The organism is Streptomyces sp. NPDC104226, assembly GCF_055584085.1.
The window spans coordinates 121176-136946 of the sequence record NZ_JBVJMS010000013.1; the positions used below are offsets into that span (position 1 = coordinate 121176).

Annotated in this window: 16 protein-coding genes; 10 read left to right on the plus strand and 6 right to left on the minus strand. The window is 73.7% G+C overall.

All coding sequences use genetic code 11. The features are described 5' to 3' along the window. Positions 1–153: 153 nt before the first annotated feature. Both ACZ60J_RS33925 and ACZ60J_RS33930 read left to right on the plus strand, forming a co-directional pair. Entirely contained in the window at positions 154–1389 is a 1236-nt protein-coding gene (locus tag ACZ60J_RS33925; RefSeq protein WP_469687873.1) for a sensor histidine kinase, read from the plus strand. A gap of 45 nt (positions 1390–1434) precedes the next feature. Then, positions 1435–2043 (plus strand): response regulator transcription factor, encoded by a 609-nt coding sequence (locus ACZ60J_RS33930; protein WP_469687875.1) that lies wholly within the window; start codon positions 1435–1437, stop codon positions 2041–2043. Positions 2044–2050: 7 nt separating this feature from the next. On the opposite strand, the gene ACZ60J_RS33935 is transcribed toward ACZ60J_RS33930, so the two are convergent. Next, positions 2051–2683, minus strand: coding sequence for a hypothetical protein (locus ACZ60J_RS33935; protein WP_469687877.1), 633 nt, complete (start codon positions 2681–2683; stop codon positions 2051–2053). Positions 2684–2952: 269 nt separating this feature from the next. Here ACZ60J_RS33935 and ACZ60J_RS33940 point away from each other — a divergent pair, with 269 nt between their 5' ends. The 4 genes from ACZ60J_RS33940 (at position 2953) to ACZ60J_RS33955 (ending at position 7196) form a co-directional block, all read left to right on the plus strand. Beyond that, positions 2953–4140 carry a YcaO-like family protein gene (locus tag ACZ60J_RS33940; RefSeq protein WP_469687879.1) on the plus strand — a complete coding sequence of 396 codons (1188 nt, stop codon included), beginning with the start codon at positions 2953–2955 and terminating at the stop codon, positions 4138–4140. After that, on the plus strand, positions 4137–5513 hold the full coding sequence (locus tag ACZ60J_RS33945) for a TfuA-like protein (RefSeq protein ID WP_469687881.1): 1377 nt from the start codon (positions 4137–4139) through the stop codon (positions 5511–5513). The genes ACZ60J_RS33940 and ACZ60J_RS33945 overlap by 4 nt, the downstream gene beginning before the upstream one ends. A gap of 106 nt (positions 5514–5619) precedes the next feature. Next, the gene (locus ACZ60J_RS33950) at positions 5620–6396 is read left to right on the plus strand and encodes a response regulator transcription factor (RefSeq protein ID WP_469687882.1); all 777 of its coding nucleotides are present in this window, start codon (positions 5620–5622) and stop codon (positions 6394–6396) included. Then, complete coding sequence (locus tag ACZ60J_RS33955; protein WP_469687884.1) at positions 6393–7196, plus strand: sensor histidine kinase; 804 nt, start codon at positions 6393–6395, stop codon at positions 7194–7196. Before ACZ60J_RS33950 ends, ACZ60J_RS33955 begins: the two co-directional genes overlap by 4 nt. 14 nt (positions 7197–7210) lie before the next feature. On the opposite strand, the gene ACZ60J_RS33960 is transcribed toward ACZ60J_RS33955, so the two are convergent. From ACZ60J_RS33960 to ACZ60J_RS33975, 4 genes are read right to left on the minus strand one after another with little or no spacing between them, the layout of a single operon-like run. Beyond that, the gene (locus ACZ60J_RS33960) at positions 7211–7471 is read right to left on the minus strand and encodes an acyl-CoA carboxylase subunit epsilon (RefSeq protein WP_469687886.1); all 261 of its coding nucleotides are present in this window, start codon (positions 7469–7471) and stop codon (positions 7211–7213) included. Between the two features lie 13 nt (positions 7472–7484). Continuing rightward, complete coding sequence (locus ACZ60J_RS33965; protein ID WP_274553406.1) at positions 7485–9065, minus strand: acyl-CoA carboxylase subunit beta; 1581 nt, start codon at positions 9063–9065, stop codon at positions 7485–7487. Between the two features lie 36 nt (positions 9066–9101). Beyond that, the gene (locus ACZ60J_RS33970; protein WP_469687888.1) at positions 9102–9914 is read right to left on the minus strand and encodes a 4'-phosphopantetheinyl transferase family protein; all 813 of its coding nucleotides are present in this window, start codon (positions 9912–9914) and stop codon (positions 9102–9104) included. Continuing rightward, positions 9911–10279 carry an acyl carrier protein gene (locus ACZ60J_RS33975; protein ID WP_469687890.1) on the minus strand — a complete coding sequence of 123 codons (369 nt, stop codon included), beginning with the start codon at positions 10277–10279 and terminating at the stop codon, positions 9911–9913. The genes ACZ60J_RS33970 and ACZ60J_RS33975 overlap by 4 nt, the downstream gene beginning before the upstream one ends. Positions 10280–10627: 348 nt before the next feature. Between ACZ60J_RS33975 and ACZ60J_RS33980 the strand changes: the two genes are divergently transcribed. Together ACZ60J_RS33980 and ACZ60J_RS33985 are read left to right on the plus strand one after the other, a co-directional pair. Then, positions 10628–10996, plus strand: a complete 369-nt coding sequence (locus tag ACZ60J_RS33980) for a hypothetical protein (protein WP_469687892.1) — start codon at positions 10628–10630, stop codon at positions 10994–10996. Then, positions 10993–11673, plus strand: a complete 681-nt coding sequence (locus tag ACZ60J_RS33985; RefSeq protein ID WP_469687894.1) for a nucleotidyl transferase AbiEii/AbiGii toxin family protein — start codon at positions 10993–10995, stop codon at positions 11671–11673. The genes ACZ60J_RS33980 and ACZ60J_RS33985 overlap by 4 nt, the downstream gene beginning before the upstream one ends. 31 nt (positions 11674–11704) lie before the next feature. On the opposite strand, the gene ACZ60J_RS33990 is transcribed toward ACZ60J_RS33985, so the two are convergent. Continuing rightward, the gene (locus tag ACZ60J_RS33990; protein WP_469687896.1) at positions 11705–12442 is read right to left on the minus strand and encodes a GbsR/MarR family transcriptional regulator; all 738 of its coding nucleotides are present in this window, start codon (positions 12440–12442) and stop codon (positions 11705–11707) included. A gap of 235 nt (positions 12443–12677) precedes the next feature. Here ACZ60J_RS33990 and ACZ60J_RS33995 point away from each other — a divergent pair, with 235 nt between their 5' ends. Together ACZ60J_RS33995 and ACZ60J_RS34000 are read left to right on the plus strand one after the other, a co-directional pair. Further along, positions 12678–13349: a DUF4097 family beta strand repeat-containing protein gene (locus tag ACZ60J_RS33995; RefSeq protein WP_469687898.1), complete on the plus strand. Its 672-nt coding sequence runs from the start codon at positions 12678–12680 to the stop codon at positions 13347–13349. Positions 13350–13451: 102 nt separating this feature from the next. Then, on the plus strand, positions 13452–15734 hold the full coding sequence (locus tag ACZ60J_RS34000; RefSeq protein ID WP_469687900.1) for a S9 family peptidase: 2283 nt from the start codon (positions 13452–13454) through the stop codon (positions 15732–15734). Positions 15735–15771: the final 37 nt, after the last annotated feature.

Consider the following 15771-nt stretch of genomic DNA (forward strand, 5'->3'; position numbering starts at 1 on the left):
ATCAGCTCTCTGCTACCTCTCCGATCTTTGGCGGGCTCGGCATATAGTGCGGACTCGGATCCTCTCGTTTCCCTACCGAGGAGTGAGCATATGACGGGCCGTTTCCGGACTGCGGACAACGACCTAGCTCAGGGAACCGAGCAAGCGGAAAGCTTGAATCCGGACAAGCGCGGCCGGGTCACCGACGTCCTGGCCCCGCGCCTCGCCCAGGGCATCGTGGTCACGGTCCTGTCCGGGTACGCCATCGTCACCCTGCTCAACGTCGAATACGCGCTGCGCGACCAGCGGCGCGAACTCTTCGTCTGCGCGACGGCGGTCATGCTCCTCTACGGCCTCCAGCTGGTCCTCACCTCGCCCAAGGCACGGCGCTGGTCCACCGGCCGCAAGTGCGCGGCCCTGGGCGTACAGCTGTTCCTCACCTTCTTACCCCTGGTCTGGCTGAACGTGCTGTGGGGCAGCGTGGCGGGACCCCTGAGCGCCTCGGTCCTGCTGCTCGCACCGCCCAGGATCGCCTGGCCCTCCTTCGCGGCCATCTCGGGCGTCGTGCTGTGGTGGGCGGTGGGCCAGGGCGGCAACGTGCTGGACCTCGCGTACTCGACCATCTCCACCGCGCTGACCGGACTGGTGGTGTACGGCCTCACCCGGCTGACCGACCTGGTCAACGAAGTGCACCGGACCCGTGCCGAGATGGCGCGGATGGCCGTCATCCAGGAACGCCTGAGGTTCGCCCGGGACCTGCACGACCTCCTCGGCTACAGCCTCTCGGCCATCTCCCTGAAGTGCGAGCTGATCCAGCGGGTCGTCGTCAACAACCCCGAGCGGGCACGCGAAGAGGTCGTCTCCGTGCTCGGGGTCTCCCGCCAGGCCCTCGTCGACGTCCGGGCGGTCGCCCGCGGATACCGCGACATGTCGCTGGCGGCGGAGGCCGTCTCGGTGGCCGACGTGATGGCCTCGGCGGGCGTGGAGGCGGAGGTCGACATCGACTGCGGGCGGCTCCACCCGCTGGTGGACACCGTGCTGGCGACCGCCCTGCGCGAGGGCGTCACCAACATCCTCAGGCACAGCAAGGTGCAGTCCTGCACCATCAGGGCGGCGGTCGACGGGGAGACGGTGGAACTGGTGATGGAGAACGACGGGGTGGTGGCCCCCGGGCTCGCCGACCCCGCGGACCGTGGCAGCGGTCTGGGCAACCTGGACACGAGGCTCACCGCGATCGGCGGGACGCTGACCGCGGGCATCGAACCGGAGGGCCGGTTCCGGGTGACGGCGAGGGCGCCGCTGAGACCGGTCGCCCCCGACACCCCGGACGGCGTCGGCCCACAAGGACGCGAGTACGACGGTGGCGCGGGAAGAGCGTCCGTCGTGGCACTGGAACGTCGAGCCGGCTGAAGCGGCGCGAGCCGACCGGCACGAGGGGTATACGGGGGAACAAGCATGCTGTCGCTGCTTCTAGCCGAGGACGTCCACATGGTCCGCGGCGCACTCATCGCATTACTCGAACTGGAACCCGATTTCCAGGTGGTGGCCTCCGTGGACCGCGGAGACCTCATCGTGGCCTCCGCGCTCGAAGCGCGCCCCGACGTCGCGATCATCGACATCGACCTGCCCGGGATGGACGGGCTGACCGCGGCCGCCGAACTGCGCGAACGCCTGCCCGCCTGCCGCACGCTGATCCTCACCAGCCTCGGCAGGCCCGGCACCCTGCGCAGGGCGATGGCCGCCCGCGTCTCGGGGTTCCTGCTCAAGGACTCCCCGCCGGCCCGGCTCGCCCAGGCCGTACGGGCCGTGGCCAACGGACAGCGGGTGATCGACCCCGATCTCGCCCTCAGCGCCTGGGAGGCGCTGGACAACCCGATATCCCCGCGCGAGACGCAGGTGCTCCGGCTGGCCGCCCGGGGCGCCGACGCCGGTGAGATCGCTGAGCAGCTCTTCCTGAGCGAGGGCACCGTACGGAACTACCTGACGGCCATCGTGGACAAGCTCAACGCCCGCAACCGGATCGACGCCATCCGCATCGCGGAGGAGGCGGGCTGGATCCCGTAGCCGCGGCTCAGGCCACGCGCAGGACCCGGGTCGGCTCCTCGACGACCTCCGCGGCGGCCGACAGCCCCGCCAGCCGGGACCGGTAGCCCTCGCCGGCGCTCACCCGGGCACAGGCCCCGGCGTCCAGCCACCACAGCACGCCCAGGTAGGCCCGGGGGTCGGCGGCCGAGCGGAGCAGATCGCTGCCGCCGAAACCGCTGTCCGACACGCACTGCGCGACCAGGGCGCCGAAGTCGAGCTCGAACTGCTTCGGCGGGCCGTCGAGCACGGCACGGACCAGCACGACGTGGGCGGCGTCCGCGAGCTCGCCCCCGACAGTCATCCGCCCGACGGTGACCATCAGTTCGCTGGTGGAGGTGGCGCCCGGACCGAGCCCGGGGTGCCGTACCGGCGACGGCCCGTCCTCGTGACCGGCCTCGTGCGAGGCCTGGAGCAGCCGGTCCAGGGTGCTCCACTGGTCGAGGTGGACGTAGCTGCCGGGCCGGTCCGGGCAGGCGGCCGTGACGAGCGCCTCGAACCCCTTGGCGGACTCCCGGTGGCGCGCGTAGTCGACGAGTGCCCGCTCGAACGAGGAGGGATCCCCGGTCGTGGTGATCCGCTCGACGACCGTCACCTGCCGGCCGCGCTCCCGCTGGGACATCGGCGGCTCCCCTCCTGCTCCGTGCACGGCATAACCGGTGCATTGTCGGCACACGCCGCTAGAGCGCCGATGGAACCCGGTTCCGTACGGGCCCCCGACGCGCGGGGCCACCCCTTCCGTGCGCCCTGGTGGGGAGAGGTTTTCACCAGCCGTGCCGAACTTCTGCCGTTCCCTTGCCCGTTGCCTGGCCGTCGCTCGCGCACGCTGGTGGACGAGAGCCGCACCACGGCGACCGACGGCCTCCGGGACGGGGCAGGGGAGGACGACGCGTGAAGAAGGTGCACTTCGCCGGGACCCACCGGGTCCGCCACCCCGAGGAGACCTGGGCCCGCCTCGACGAGCTCCGCGACTCCTTCGGGATCACCCGGATCGCCGACGTCACCGGCCTCGACACCCTCGGCGTCCCGGTCGTCGCCGCGGTCCGGCCCGCCGCCCGGACCCGGCCGCTCGCCTACGGCCGCGGAGCCACCCCCCTGCTCGCCCGGATCTCCGCCGTCATGGAGTCCGTGGGGCTCTGGCACGCCGAGTACGCCTGCCCGCCCGCCGAGGTGCTGCGCACGCCCGCGCGCGAACTCGCCCTGCCCTACGACGTACGCGCCCTGCCCCTGCCGCCCGGCAGCCTGCTGAGCGAACACACCCCGCTGGACTGGGTCGTCGCCGCCGACCTGGTCACCGGCGCCCCCGTACCCGCCCCCCGGGCCTGCGTCGCCGCGGGCGAGGAAACCGGCACCGAGTGGCGGCCCCCGCTGCTGCACACCACGGGCGGCGGACTGGCCGGGGGCAACAGCTACGAGGAGACCGTGGTCCACGCGCTCTACAAGGTGATCGAGCAGGACTGCGCCACCGCCGCGGCGTCCGCCCCGCGCGCCGCCTCGGCCCCGCCCGGCCCCGACACCGGCGGACCCGACACCAGCGGTCCCGTCGACCCGGCCGGCGTGGACGACCCGCTCTGCGCCGAGGTCCTCGGCCGCCTCGCCGCCGCCGGAGTCCGGGTCACCCTCACCCGCCGCGCCAACCGCTGGGCGCTGCCCTGCTTCTCGGTGGGCCTGTGGTCGAAGTCCTTCCCCGTGCCCGTCACCGCCGTCGGCGTGCACGGCGACCCCGGCATCGCCCTCGGCCGCGCGCTGACCGGCGCCGCCCGCGACCGGCTGCGCGCCCTGGCGGGCGACGGCCCGGCCACGGCCGGCCGGGCCCGCACGACGCCGCCGCGCACCGCCGGGCGGCTCCTCGACTGGCGGGAAGCCGCAGCGCACACCGCCGGGTCCGCCGGGTTCGCCGAGGACACCGACGAGATGCGCTGGCTCGCCGGCCTGGTCACCGCGGTGACCGGCCACCGGCCCGTGGCCGTGGACCTCAGCACCGAGACCGACGTCCGCGTCGTCAAGGTCGTCGCCGCGGGCCTCACCGGCCCCGCCGCCGGCGGCGGCCCCGTACACCTGCCCGGGGAGCGCCGATGACCACCCACGTGTTCGTCGGCGCCGCCCTCCGCGCCGACGAGGTCCGCACGGCGCACCCCGGGTCGGTCCTCCACCCGCCGGCCCGCCACGGAGACCTGCTCGCCCTCGCCGCCGGGCCCGGGGACACCGTCGTCCTCCTCGACGGCGTCCAGCACCACGGCACCCCGGTGTCCCACGAGGAGATCCTCGACCTCCTCGCCGACGGCACCCGGGTCGTCGGCGCCGCCGGGTTCGGCGCCCTGCGCGCCGCGGAGCTGTGGCCGTACGGCATGCGGGGCATCGGCCTCGTCTTCGGCATGTTCGTCCAGGGCACCCTGGACGGCGACGCCGAGGTCGCCGCACACCGGCCCACGCACACCCACGGGCACCCCACCGTCGCGCTCGTCACCCTGCGCTGGACGGTCGCCAACGCCGTCACCGACCGGATCCTCGCCCCCGCCACCGGCGACACCCTCCTCGGCCTCGCCGGCTCGCTGCCCTCCGCCGAGCGCTGCTGGCCCGCCCTGATCCGGCTGGCCGGTGAGCACGCGCAGGAGACCGGCGAGGCCGCGGCAGCCCTGCACGCGTACGCCCTGCGGACCCGCTCCACCACCGACCTGCAGCGCGTGGACGCCCTGCTGGCCCTGTCCTGGCTGGCCCAGGAAGCACCCGCGGCCGCCGCGCCGCCCGCACCGGAGCCCCCGCCCGTACCCGCCTGGTTCCTCACGCCCACGAGCCGTCGCGCGCACTGGCGCAGCACGTTCCGGCCCGCACCGGGAGCAGCGCGCCACCCGGCCGTCCGGGAACTCGACGTACTCCGCTTCCAGCAGCTCTACGCACCCGACTTCCCCGCCCGCTACCGGGGTTTCACCCTGCACCGGATCGCCGGGGAGCTGCTGCCGACCCGGGACTCGGAGCTGGAGACCTGCGCGCTGGAGTCCGCCGCACGGGCGGGCATCACCGCGGACCTGCTCCCCGCCCAGGCGTGGGAGCACTGGCTGACCCCCGGAGAGCGGCGCTCCGGAACCCCCTGGCACCGGCTGCTCACCCTGCTCGTCCGCTCCTTCCGCAGCGCACCGGGAGACGCCCCCTTCCACGGGGTGCCCGCGGAGCTGCGGCACGCGGACGCGGTGTGGGCGGCGAGCACGAACGCCGTCGCCGCCATCGACCGGCTGGGCGAGTCCGCCGCGGCGAGCGCACCGGGAGGCACCGCCCGGCGGATCCCGGTGCGCGAAGTCCGCGGGCACCTGCGGGAGATCTGGGGTTCCGGCAGCCCGGCGGCCCTGGAGGCGGCGGCCCGCGACCGGGGCTTCGCCTCCCTGGCCGAGGCGGAGGAGACCGCCCGCCGGTTCATGCCCCTGCGCGCCGCGTCAGCCCAGGTGGAGGCCCGCTAGCGCCCCGCTCTCGGCCCGCTCTCGCGCCCCGTCCCAGGCCTTCCGGCGGCGGTACTGTCCGAAGTGGGGTCCACTCGCGGGCAGCGGACCGGACCGGGAGGCACCGATGAGGAACGTACTGATCGTCGAGGACGACGACGGAATCGCCGAGGCCCTGGAACAGGCGCTGACCGTGCACGGCTACGGCACGTGCCGCACCGGCACCGGCGCCGCGGCCCTGGAGCACCTGGACGACGCCTCCCTGGTCCTGCTCGACCTCGGCCTGCCCGATCTCGAAGGTCACGAGGTCTGCCGGCGCATCCGGGAACGCTCCTGCGTCCCCGTCATCGCACTGAGCGGCCGGGCCGGCGAACTGGACCGCGTGATGGCCCTGCACATGGGCGCCGACGACTTCGTGGCCAAGCCCTTCGGCCGCTACGAACTGATGGCCCGCATCCAGGCCGTCATCCGGCGCTCCGGCGACTGCCCCCGGCACCCCGCGGCGGCCGCCGCGAACGCACCGGAGCCGGGCCCAGATCCCGCGGGCACACCCGAACAGCCCCACCAACAGCCCCGCGAACAGGTGCACCCGGCCGGCGGCATCCTGCGGGCGGGCCCGCTCAGCCTGGACCGGCGCGCCCGCAAGGTGTACCTGGACGGCACGGAAGTACGCATCACCCGCAAGGAGTTCGAGCTGCTGGCCATGCTGCTGGAGGAACCCGGCACGGTCATGGAACGCCAGGACATCATGGCGCGGGTCTGGGACGAGAACTGGTTCGGGTCCACCCGCACGCTGGACGTCCACGTGGGCTCCCTGCGCAGCAAGCTCGGCAGCAACGACTGGATCGAGGCGGCCCGGGGCGTCGGCTACCGGCTGACCGTCCCGCAGCCGCGGGCGTCATGAACGCGGTGCACGCGCCCGCGCAGTGGGAGCCGGAACCGCCCACGGTCGTGGTGGCCGCCGCGCACCAGATGCGCGGCCCGCTGTCCTCCGTACGCCTGCGCCTCGAACTCCTCCAGGACCGCTACCTCGGCGCGTCCGATCCCGCCCCGGGCCGGGAGGTGGAGGCCATCCTGCGCGAGGTGGCCCGGCTCTCCGAGGTCCTCGAACAGGTACTGGCCTGGGGCGCGGTCGAGCACGCCGTGGCCCGGGCCGAGACCGCGGACGCCCTCGCCGTCGCCGGGCTGCGCGTGGAGGCGTGGTCGGCCGCGGCGCGGGCCGGCGGCACGCACCTGGAGATCATCGGAGAGCGGGCCTCCCTCGTCCAGCAGCCCGGCACGCTGGAGCAGACCCTCGACGTCCTGCTGGACAACGCGCTCAAGGTCTCCCCGCCGGGCGGGACCGTACGGGTGTCGGTGGGCCGCGACGCCCCCGGCGAGGTGGCCGTTGACGTCTGCGACGAGGGTCCGGGGATGACGCGCGAGGAGATCGCCCACGCCTGCGAACCCTTCTGGCGCGGCCGCGCGGGCCGCGGCGGCCGGGGCAGCGGCCTCGGACTGACGATCGCCGCCGCCCTGCTCGGCGCCTCGGGAGGCCGCCTCGAACTCGGTCTGCGCACGGGCCTTCCCGGCCTGCGCGCGAGGGCCGTCCTGCCCGCGGACGCCCCCGCGGACACCCGCGCGGACACCCCCGAGCCCACCGGTCCGCCGCAGGCTCCGGCCCCCACCGCGAGGGCCTCGCCGCCGGCCCGTACGACCGCGTAGGCGCCGCGGGGCCGTCAGGTGTTCGGCTCGTGCGTGCGGGCCTGCCACGTACGGGGGCCGTCGAAGCCGCCGCCCCGTTCGGGGCGGCGCCAGCGGGCCGCCGTCCGCCGCAGGGGGCCGTGGTCCGGGCCGGGAGCCGGCTCCGCGGCCCTGGCCAGCAGGACGGCGGTGAGCGCGGCGACCTCCTCCGGGCTCGCGCTCCCCTTCTCCACCCGCACCAGGAACGGCGCGTGCTTCTCGTGTACCGCGCCTACTGCTTCGCGTACCTCGGTCATCTCCGGGTCCTCCTCACTGGGGCGGGTTGCCGTGCTTGCGGCGGGGCAGCGCGGCGTCCTTCGTACGCAGCATCGACAGGCAGCGGATCAGCGCCGAGCGGGTCTCGCGCGGGTCGATCACGTCGTCGACGAGACCGCGCTCGGCCGCGTAATACGGGTGCACCAGCTCGGTCTTGTACTCGTCGATCTTCTGCCGGCGCATCGCCTCGGGATCGTCGGCGGCGGCGATCTCCCGCCGGAAGACCACGTTGGCGGCGCCCTCGGCGCCCATCACGGCGATCTCGTTGGTCGGCCAGGCCAGCGCGATGTCCACCCCGATCGAGCGGGAGTCCATCACGATGTACGCACCGCCGTACGCCTTGCGCAGCACCACGGAGATCCGCGGCACGGTCGCGTTGCAGTACGCGTACAGCAGCTTCGCGCCGCGCCGGATGATGCCCTGGTGCTCCTGGTCGACGCCCGGCAGGAAGCCGGGCACGTCGACGAGGGTGACCAGCGGGATGTTGAAGGCGTCGCAGAACTGCACGAACCGCGCGCCCTTCTCGCTGGCCTTGATGTCGAGGACCCCGGCCATGGCCGCGGGCTGGTTCGCGACGATCCCCACCACCTGGCCGCCGAGCCGGGCCAGCGCCACGACCAGGTTCGGCGCCCAGCCGGCGTGGACCTCCATGTAGTCGCCGTCGTCGGTGATCTCCGCGATCACCTCGCGGATGTCGTACGAGCGGTTCCCGTCGGCCGGGACCGTGTCGAGCAGCGCGTCGCAGTGCCGGTCCTCGCTGTCCTCGCTGTGCACGTCCGGCGGCAGCTCGCGGTTGTTGGAGGGGAGCAGGGAGAGCAGGTAGCGCACCTCGGCGAGGCAGGTCTCCTCGTCGTCGTAGACGAAGTGGGCCACGCCCGAGACCCCGGCGTGGACGTCGGCGCCGCCGAGGCCGTTCTGGGTGACCTCCTCCCCGGTGACCGCCTGCACCACGTCCGGACCCGTGATGAACATCTGCGAGATGTCGCGGACGGCGAAGACGAAGTCGGTGAGCGCCGGCGAGTACGCGGCGCCGCCGGCGCACGGTCCGAGCATCACGCTGATCTGCGGGATCACACCGGAGGCCTTGGTGTTGCGCTGGAAGATGCCGCCGTACCCGGCGAGGGCGGAGACGCCCTCCTGGATGCGCGCGCCCGCCCCGTCGTTCAGCGAGACCAGCGGGGCACCCGCCGCGATGGCCATGTCCATGACCTTGTGGATCTTCTGGGCGTGGGCCTCGCCGAGCGCCCCACCGAAGATCCGGAAGTCGTGCGCGTACACGAACACGGTGCGGCCGTCGACCTCGCCCCAGCCGGTGACCACCCCGTCGGTGTAGGGGCGCTTGTCCTCCAGGCCGAAGCCGGTCGCCCGGTGCCTGCGCAGACCCTCGACCTCCGAGAAGCTCCCCTTGTCGAGGAGGAGGTCGATCCGCTCGCGCGCGGTCAGCTTGCCCTTGGCGTGCTGGCGCTCGGTGGCCGCCGGGTTGGCGCCCTCGCGGGTCTCTTCCTTGATGCGGGCCAGTTCCCCGAGCCGGTCGGGCGGTGCGCCGACTCCGTCGGCCTGCTGTGTCGTCACCACGGTGCTACTTCCTCCCCGTTGAGTGGTCCATCCCGGCTACCGGTCGGCAGACGGTTCGAAGTCCGAGCACATGGACGGCTCCGCGGCGATCAGCTCCAGGGCGTCGGCGGTGGTCAGCATCTCCATCGTCACGAAGCGCGCGGTGATCTCGTGCGGTCCGTCGGTGAGCAGGGCCGACGCCGCCACGTGGGCGGGGCAGCTCGGCAGGTTCTGCACGATCCAGCCCTCGGGGCGGTCGGCCACGTCCGGCCCCTCGTCCGTGCCCAGGTAGTCGGCGGACAGCTCCCGTCCGAGCCCGGTGCCCAGGCCCTTGAAGTAGGCCTCCTTACGGGTCCAGAGCCGGCCGAAGGCCAGCTGCCGGTCCGTGTCCTTCTCGATCGCGGCCAGCTCCTTCTGCTCCATCGGGTGCAGATCGGGCGAGCACAGGTCGGTCGTCTCCAGCGACGGCACCCGCTGCACGTCGATGCCCACGGTCGAGGTCGCGATCCCGATGAGGACCACCCCGTGGCTGTGCGACAGGGAGAAGTGCAGCGGGAGCGGCGAGTCGCGGAGCACCGGCCGGCCGTGCGGGCGGTCGCAGCACGGGCAGGCGTCGCGGCCGAACGTCAACTCGCCCGGCGCGACGCCGGTGTACGCGGACAGCAGCCGGCGCAGCGCGATGTGGGCCGACAGGTACGTCAGCCGGTCGTTCGGCCGGATGAACGCCGCGGCCCGTTTGTGCTCCTTGGCGTCGAGCTCGTCCGTGACGAGGGCCGCCTCGTTCTCCTCCGTCAGGTCCGGATGGCACACCCACAGGTGCATGTCCTGGTCCGGCGGGGTGATCCGGGCCGTCCCGGAGGCCTTACTCATCGGCCTGCGCCGGCGGTCGCGGCGAACCGGTCCCGGGCTTCCCGGCGGTCCGGCATCAGCGCACACAGCAGGGCGGCGACCTCGGCCACGCTGTCGTCGCGCAGCAGGTCCGCCGCCTTCACCGTGACGCCGAGCGCCGTCTCCAGCTTCCGCTTGAGCTGGATGGCCATGATCGAGTCCACGCCCTGGCTGCGCAGCGGCCGGCGGACGTTGATCCGGTAGGCGGGCGGGATGTCGAGGGTCTCCGTGAGCTCCTGGCAGATGTACTGCTCGATCATCCGTATGCGCGCCCCGGTGTCGGCGGCGCGCAGGGCGGGCAGATCGGGCAACCGTTCGAGCCAGGTGCCGGTATTTCGTAGTGCCATGGTTCGTACCGCCTTCTGTGAAGGGTGGACGGTGCGCCGGGGAGCGAAAGGGCCCGCTCGCCTCCTGGGTGGTGGGGGGTCACCCGGTCCCACCGGCGCCGGCCGGATCGTCGGTCCGTGGTCCCGCCCTCGGCGGACAGCTGACCGGATCGTGCTTCACAGCTTCTTCGGGCCGGGACGCGCGTTCAACACACCGCGTTTTCAGAGCCTGGCCAGAGTTCTGCAGACGCCGTCCACCCGTGTAAACAACGACGCACGCGACGCCCAGGGGAGACCCAGAACGCCCCCGCGGCACCGCCCACGCGCCCGCGGTACCGGTGACGGGCGGGACGCGGGATAATCGGGTTCATGGTCATGCTCCCCTCCAGCGGTGCGGCGCCCTCGGCGGCGGAGGTGCTCCGCGCCCGGTACGCCGGCCGGCTGCCCGCCTCGCTGGAGAAGCTCGCCGGCCCCCGGCACGGCGTGGTCGAGCTGCCGCTGCACGTGGCCTGGTCCGGGCTGCGGTCCTACGACCTGGACCGCCCGCGCCTGCGCATGGGCCTCTACCGCACCGTCCTCGCCGAGGGGCAGCACGAGGACCTCGTCGCCCTCCTGGACCGCGACCTCCTCCTCGCGCAGTGGCCCGTCCTGCGCACCCTGGTCAGCAGGCACCTGCGCGAGGTCTGGGAAGACGCCTTCCCCGAGCTGCTCCCGGCGACGGGATCCACCACCGCGTGAACCTGAGCGACCTGCACCGCAGGCTCCTCGCGGCCGTGATCGACATCGGTGCCCCGTACCCTCTCGTGATCACCGGCGGGTACGCCGTCCAGGCCCACGGCCTCGTCGAGCGCCTCAGCCAGGACCTCGACGTCGCCACCGAGAACCCCGCCCCGATGGCCGAGATCGTCACCGGCCTGGAGCAGGACCTCGCGGCCCGGGGCTGGCCGGTGCGCGTGATCGCCGTGGATCCGCTGTCGGCCCGGCTGATGGTCGTCGACCCGGATACCGGGGAGGAGTGCGAGGTCGACGTACTCAAGGAGCACTTCTGGAACCCGCCGGCCCAGACCGCGTACGGGCCGGTCCTGCCCCTCGACTCCGTCATCGGGACGAAGGTCCGCGCGCTGGCCGACCGCGGCGCCGTCCGCGACGTCATCGACGTCCACGCCGCTTCCCGCCACCGCACCCTCCCCGAACTCGAACGCCTCGGCGAGCGCCACGGCCGCGACGAGTTCCGCCTCCAGGACCTGCGCGACCGCCTCGCCGGCGTCGACTGGGCGGACGACGAGGAGTTCGCCGCGTACGGCCTCACCGAGGAGGAGACCGCCGGGCTGCGTGCCTGGGCCCGTCGCTGGACCGACGACCTCGACCAGCGCCTGCACGACGCCGACGACGACGACCCCGGCGTCGTGGCCTGACTCGGTCGGGGGGGGCGTCGGCGTTCGCTCCTCAGTCGGAGGTCTGCGGGGGCTGTGGGGCGGGCTTGGTGTGGAGGACCTCGCGGGCCTGCTCCGCGGCGCGGGTTATGCCCTCGCTCACGAAGTCGACGAAGCGGGCGATGTTTTCGAGGCGGGTGGCGGCCGGCGTGCCCGGGCCGAGGACGCCGACGCCCTGCCGGGCCGTCTCCACGAGCAGGGTGTGCGCGCGGGCGCTGGCGATCATGCCCTGGTACCAGACGTCGTCGTCGACGACGTAGCGCTCGCGGCGGCCCTCGTCCGGCTCCCGGCGGACGAGGGACTGGCCTTCGAGGAAGCTGATGGCCTTGGAGACGGACGCCGGGCTGACCTGGAGGCGCCGGACGAGTTCGGACGCGGTGAGGCTGCCCGCGTCGGTGGTGTAGAGCGCGGCGAGCACCCGCGCCGTCATCTTGGACAGGCCCGACTGCATGAAGATGCCGGCGAACGTCTCCTCGTACGCGCGCACGGCCTCGGCATCGCGCCCGTCGGCCTGCGGGGAGGCCAGGGGCCCCCGGGGGGCGGCCTGCCTGCTCCGGTGGGCGCGGCGTTCGGTGGCGCGGTGGGCCAGGTCGGAGCGGTAGGAGCCGGGACCGCCGTTGCGCATCACCTCGCGGGTGACGGTGGAGGTCGGCCGGTCCAGCCGGCGCGCGATCTCCGCGTAGGCGAGCCCGTCGGCCAGCCCCAGCGCGATCTGCTGGCGCTCCTGCTGCGTGAGTCTGCCTCCCGGCACCGTGATCTCCCTCTGTAGGTCCGCGATGCTCCCAGCATAGCGTTCACTCCTAGTTCATTGCAACGAGTGGATGGCGCGTGTTGCATTGACTCCAAGGTCATTGCAATGAAAATGGGGCTCTGAGCTGCAAGAATGCGAGAAGTGCGCAACGAGGATGTTGCCGAGTATTGGAATGCAACGTAGCTTTTCCGTTGTCAGAAACAAACGGCACCACCGCAGACCACAGGAGAAAGCCATGCAGAAGTTCGCCACCACCGCCCCGATCGCCGCCGTCCTCGACATCCCCGCCGGCCGGATCCGCCTCATCGCCGCCGACCGGGCCGACACCACCGTCGAGGTCCTGCCCGCGGACGCCTCGAAGGGCCGCGACGTGAAGACGGCGGAGCAGACGACGGTCGTCTACGCCGACGGCGTCCTGCGCATCGAGGTCCCCGAGGCGCAGAACCGCCTCCTCGGCGCCGCCGGATCCATCGAGGTCACCGTCCAGCTCCCCGTCGGCTCCCGCATCGAGGCGAAGGCGGCCGCCGCCGAGCTCCGGGGCCTCGGACGCCTCGGCGACATCGCCTTCGAGGGCGCGCAGGCCACCGTCAAGCTCGACGAGGCCGCGAGCGCCCGCCTCACCGTCCAGGCCGGCGACATCGCGGTCGGCCGCCTGGCCGGCTCCGCGGACATCAGCACCCAGCAGGGCGACATCACCGTCGCCGAGGCCGTCCACGGCACGGTCGTGCTGCGCACCGAGTCCGGGGCGATCTCGGTCGGTGCCGCCGCGGGCTCCGGCGCCACCCTGGACGCCGGCACCTCCTACGGCCGGATCCACAACTCCCTGAAGAACGCCGAAGGCGCCGCCGCCCGCCTCGACATCCGGGCGACCACCTCCTACGGCGACATCACCGCCCGCAGCCTCTGAGCCGCACGACTCCCGCCGCCGCACCGCAGCACCCGCACCGGCGCACCGCCGCACCCGCACCGCAGCACCGCCACCAGCCCGCACCGTCGAAGGAGCAGAGCAATGAGCACCACCGAGCAGTACCGGGCCGCGGAGCGGCTCCTGCACCGCCCCGCCCGCCCCGGCGAGCTCGTCACCGGCGACAAGGTCAGGCCGCAGTGGACCGACGCCGGCGCCCGGTTCTGGTACGCGGTGCCCACGGGCACCGGCCGGCGGTTCGTCCTGGTCGACCCGGCGGCGGGCACCCGGGAGCCGGCCTTCGACCACGCCCGGCTCGCCGCCGCCCTGGCCGCCGCCTCCGGGCAGCCGGCCGACCCGGAGGCCCTGCCGTTCCCGGCGATCGAACCGGTGGACGGCGCCGTGGAGTTCGACGCCTTCGGCGAGCACTGGCGCTGCGAACTGGACGGCTACACCTGCGAGCGGGCCGAGGCCGGGTCCACCCCGCCGGGCAGCCCGCTGGAAGTCCCCTCGCCCGACGGGAGGTTCACCGTGTTCCGGCAGGGGCACGACCTGTGGGCGCGCTCGCTGTCCGACGGCCGCACCTGGGCCCTGACCACCGACGGCGCACCCGGCCACGCCTACGGCGCCGGCCCCGACTGCACGGCCAACGCCACCCTGCTCGGAAAGATAGGCCTCCCGTACCTGCCGCCCGCCGTGGCCTGGTCACCCGACTCCACGAAGGTGCTGGCGCACCGCACCGACGAGCGCGAGGTCCGCGTCGCCCACCTCGTCGAGGCCGCCCCCGCCGGCGGCGGGGCGCCCGTCGCCCGCACCCAGCGCTACGCCCACCCCGGCGACGCGCACGTGCCGCGCGCCGAGCTGGTCGTACTGGACCTCGCCGAGGGCACGGTGGTCCGCGCGCAGGCCGAGCCGCTGCTCATGCCGCAGCTGTCCCCGATCACCGCCCAGTGGGCGTGGTGGGCTCCGGACGGCTCGGCCGTCCACTACCTGGACCGCCCCCGCGACCTGCGCACCCTCACCCTGCACCGGCTCGACCCGGCCACCGGCGAGGTCACCACCGTGCTCGCCGAGACCGGGCCCACCCGGGTGGAGCCCAACCCGTGGGCCTTCGAGCCGCCCATCGTCCGGGTCCTGGCCGACGAGGTGCTCTGGTACTCGCAGCGCGACGGCCGCGGCCACCTGTACCGCTACGACCTGCACACCGGCGCCCTGCTCGGACAGGTCACCTCCGGTCCGTGGGAGGTCCGCCGGATCCTGCACGTCGACGAGGCCGGCCGGACGGTCTACTTCACCGCCTCGGGCCTGGTCGAGGAGGACCCGTACCGGCGCACGGTCTGCGGCGCCTCCCTGGACGGCTCGGCCTTCACCCGGATCACCCCGGACGACCAGGACCACACCGTCACCACGTCCCCCACCGGCACGTACTTCATCGACTCCGCGTCCACCGTCGACACCCCGCCCGTCACCCGGGTCCGCGACTGGTCCGGCCGGGTCCTGGCCGAGCTGGAGCGCGCCGACACCGGCGAGCTCGCCAAGACCGGCTGGACCGCACCGGAGCGGTTCCGCGTCAAGGCGGCCGACGGCGAGACCGACGTCTACGGAGTCCTCTACCGGCCGCGGGACTTCGACCCCGCCCGGCGCTACCCCGTCATCGACAGCCTCTACCCGGGCCCCCAGCTCAACCGCGTCGCCCCGGGCTTCGACCCCGGCGGCCTGGGCATGGACGCCGAACCCCTCGCGGCGCTCGGATTCGTCGTGATCGCCGTGGACGGCCGCGGCACCCCCGGCCGCGGCAAGGCCTTCCACGACGCCTCCCAGGGCCGGCTGGCCGACGCCGGCGGCCTGGACGACCACGTCGCGGCGCTGCGCCAACTGGCCGCCACCCGGCCGTGGATGGACCTGGACCGGGTCGGCGCCTTCGGCCACTCCGGCGGCGGGTTCGCCGCGGCCCGGGCGATGCTGGACCACCCCGAGGTCTACACGGCGGGCGTGGCCATGTCCGGCTCGCACGACGCCCCCTGCTTCAACCAGGGCTTCGTGGAGTCCTACGACGGCGCGGACGACCCCGAGGCCTGGGCCCGCACCTCCAGCCTGGGCCTCGCGGACCGTCTCGCGGGCCGACTGCTCCTCGTCCACGGAGAGATGGACGACCAGGTCCACCCGGCCCACACCCTCCGGCTCGCCGACCGCCTCGTCGCCGCCGACAAGGACTTCGAACTGCTCATCGTCCCCGGCGCCGACCACACCTTCATCGACCACCTGGCCTACGTCCGCAAGCGCTGCTGGGACTTCCTGGTCCGCGAGCTGCACGGCGTCCGGCCCCCCGCCCACCGGCCCGCCCCGATCCCGCTGGGCCCCGAACTCCTGGCGGACCTGTTCGCCTGAGCCACGTGGACGACCGACGGCCCGGCCCCGGGAAACT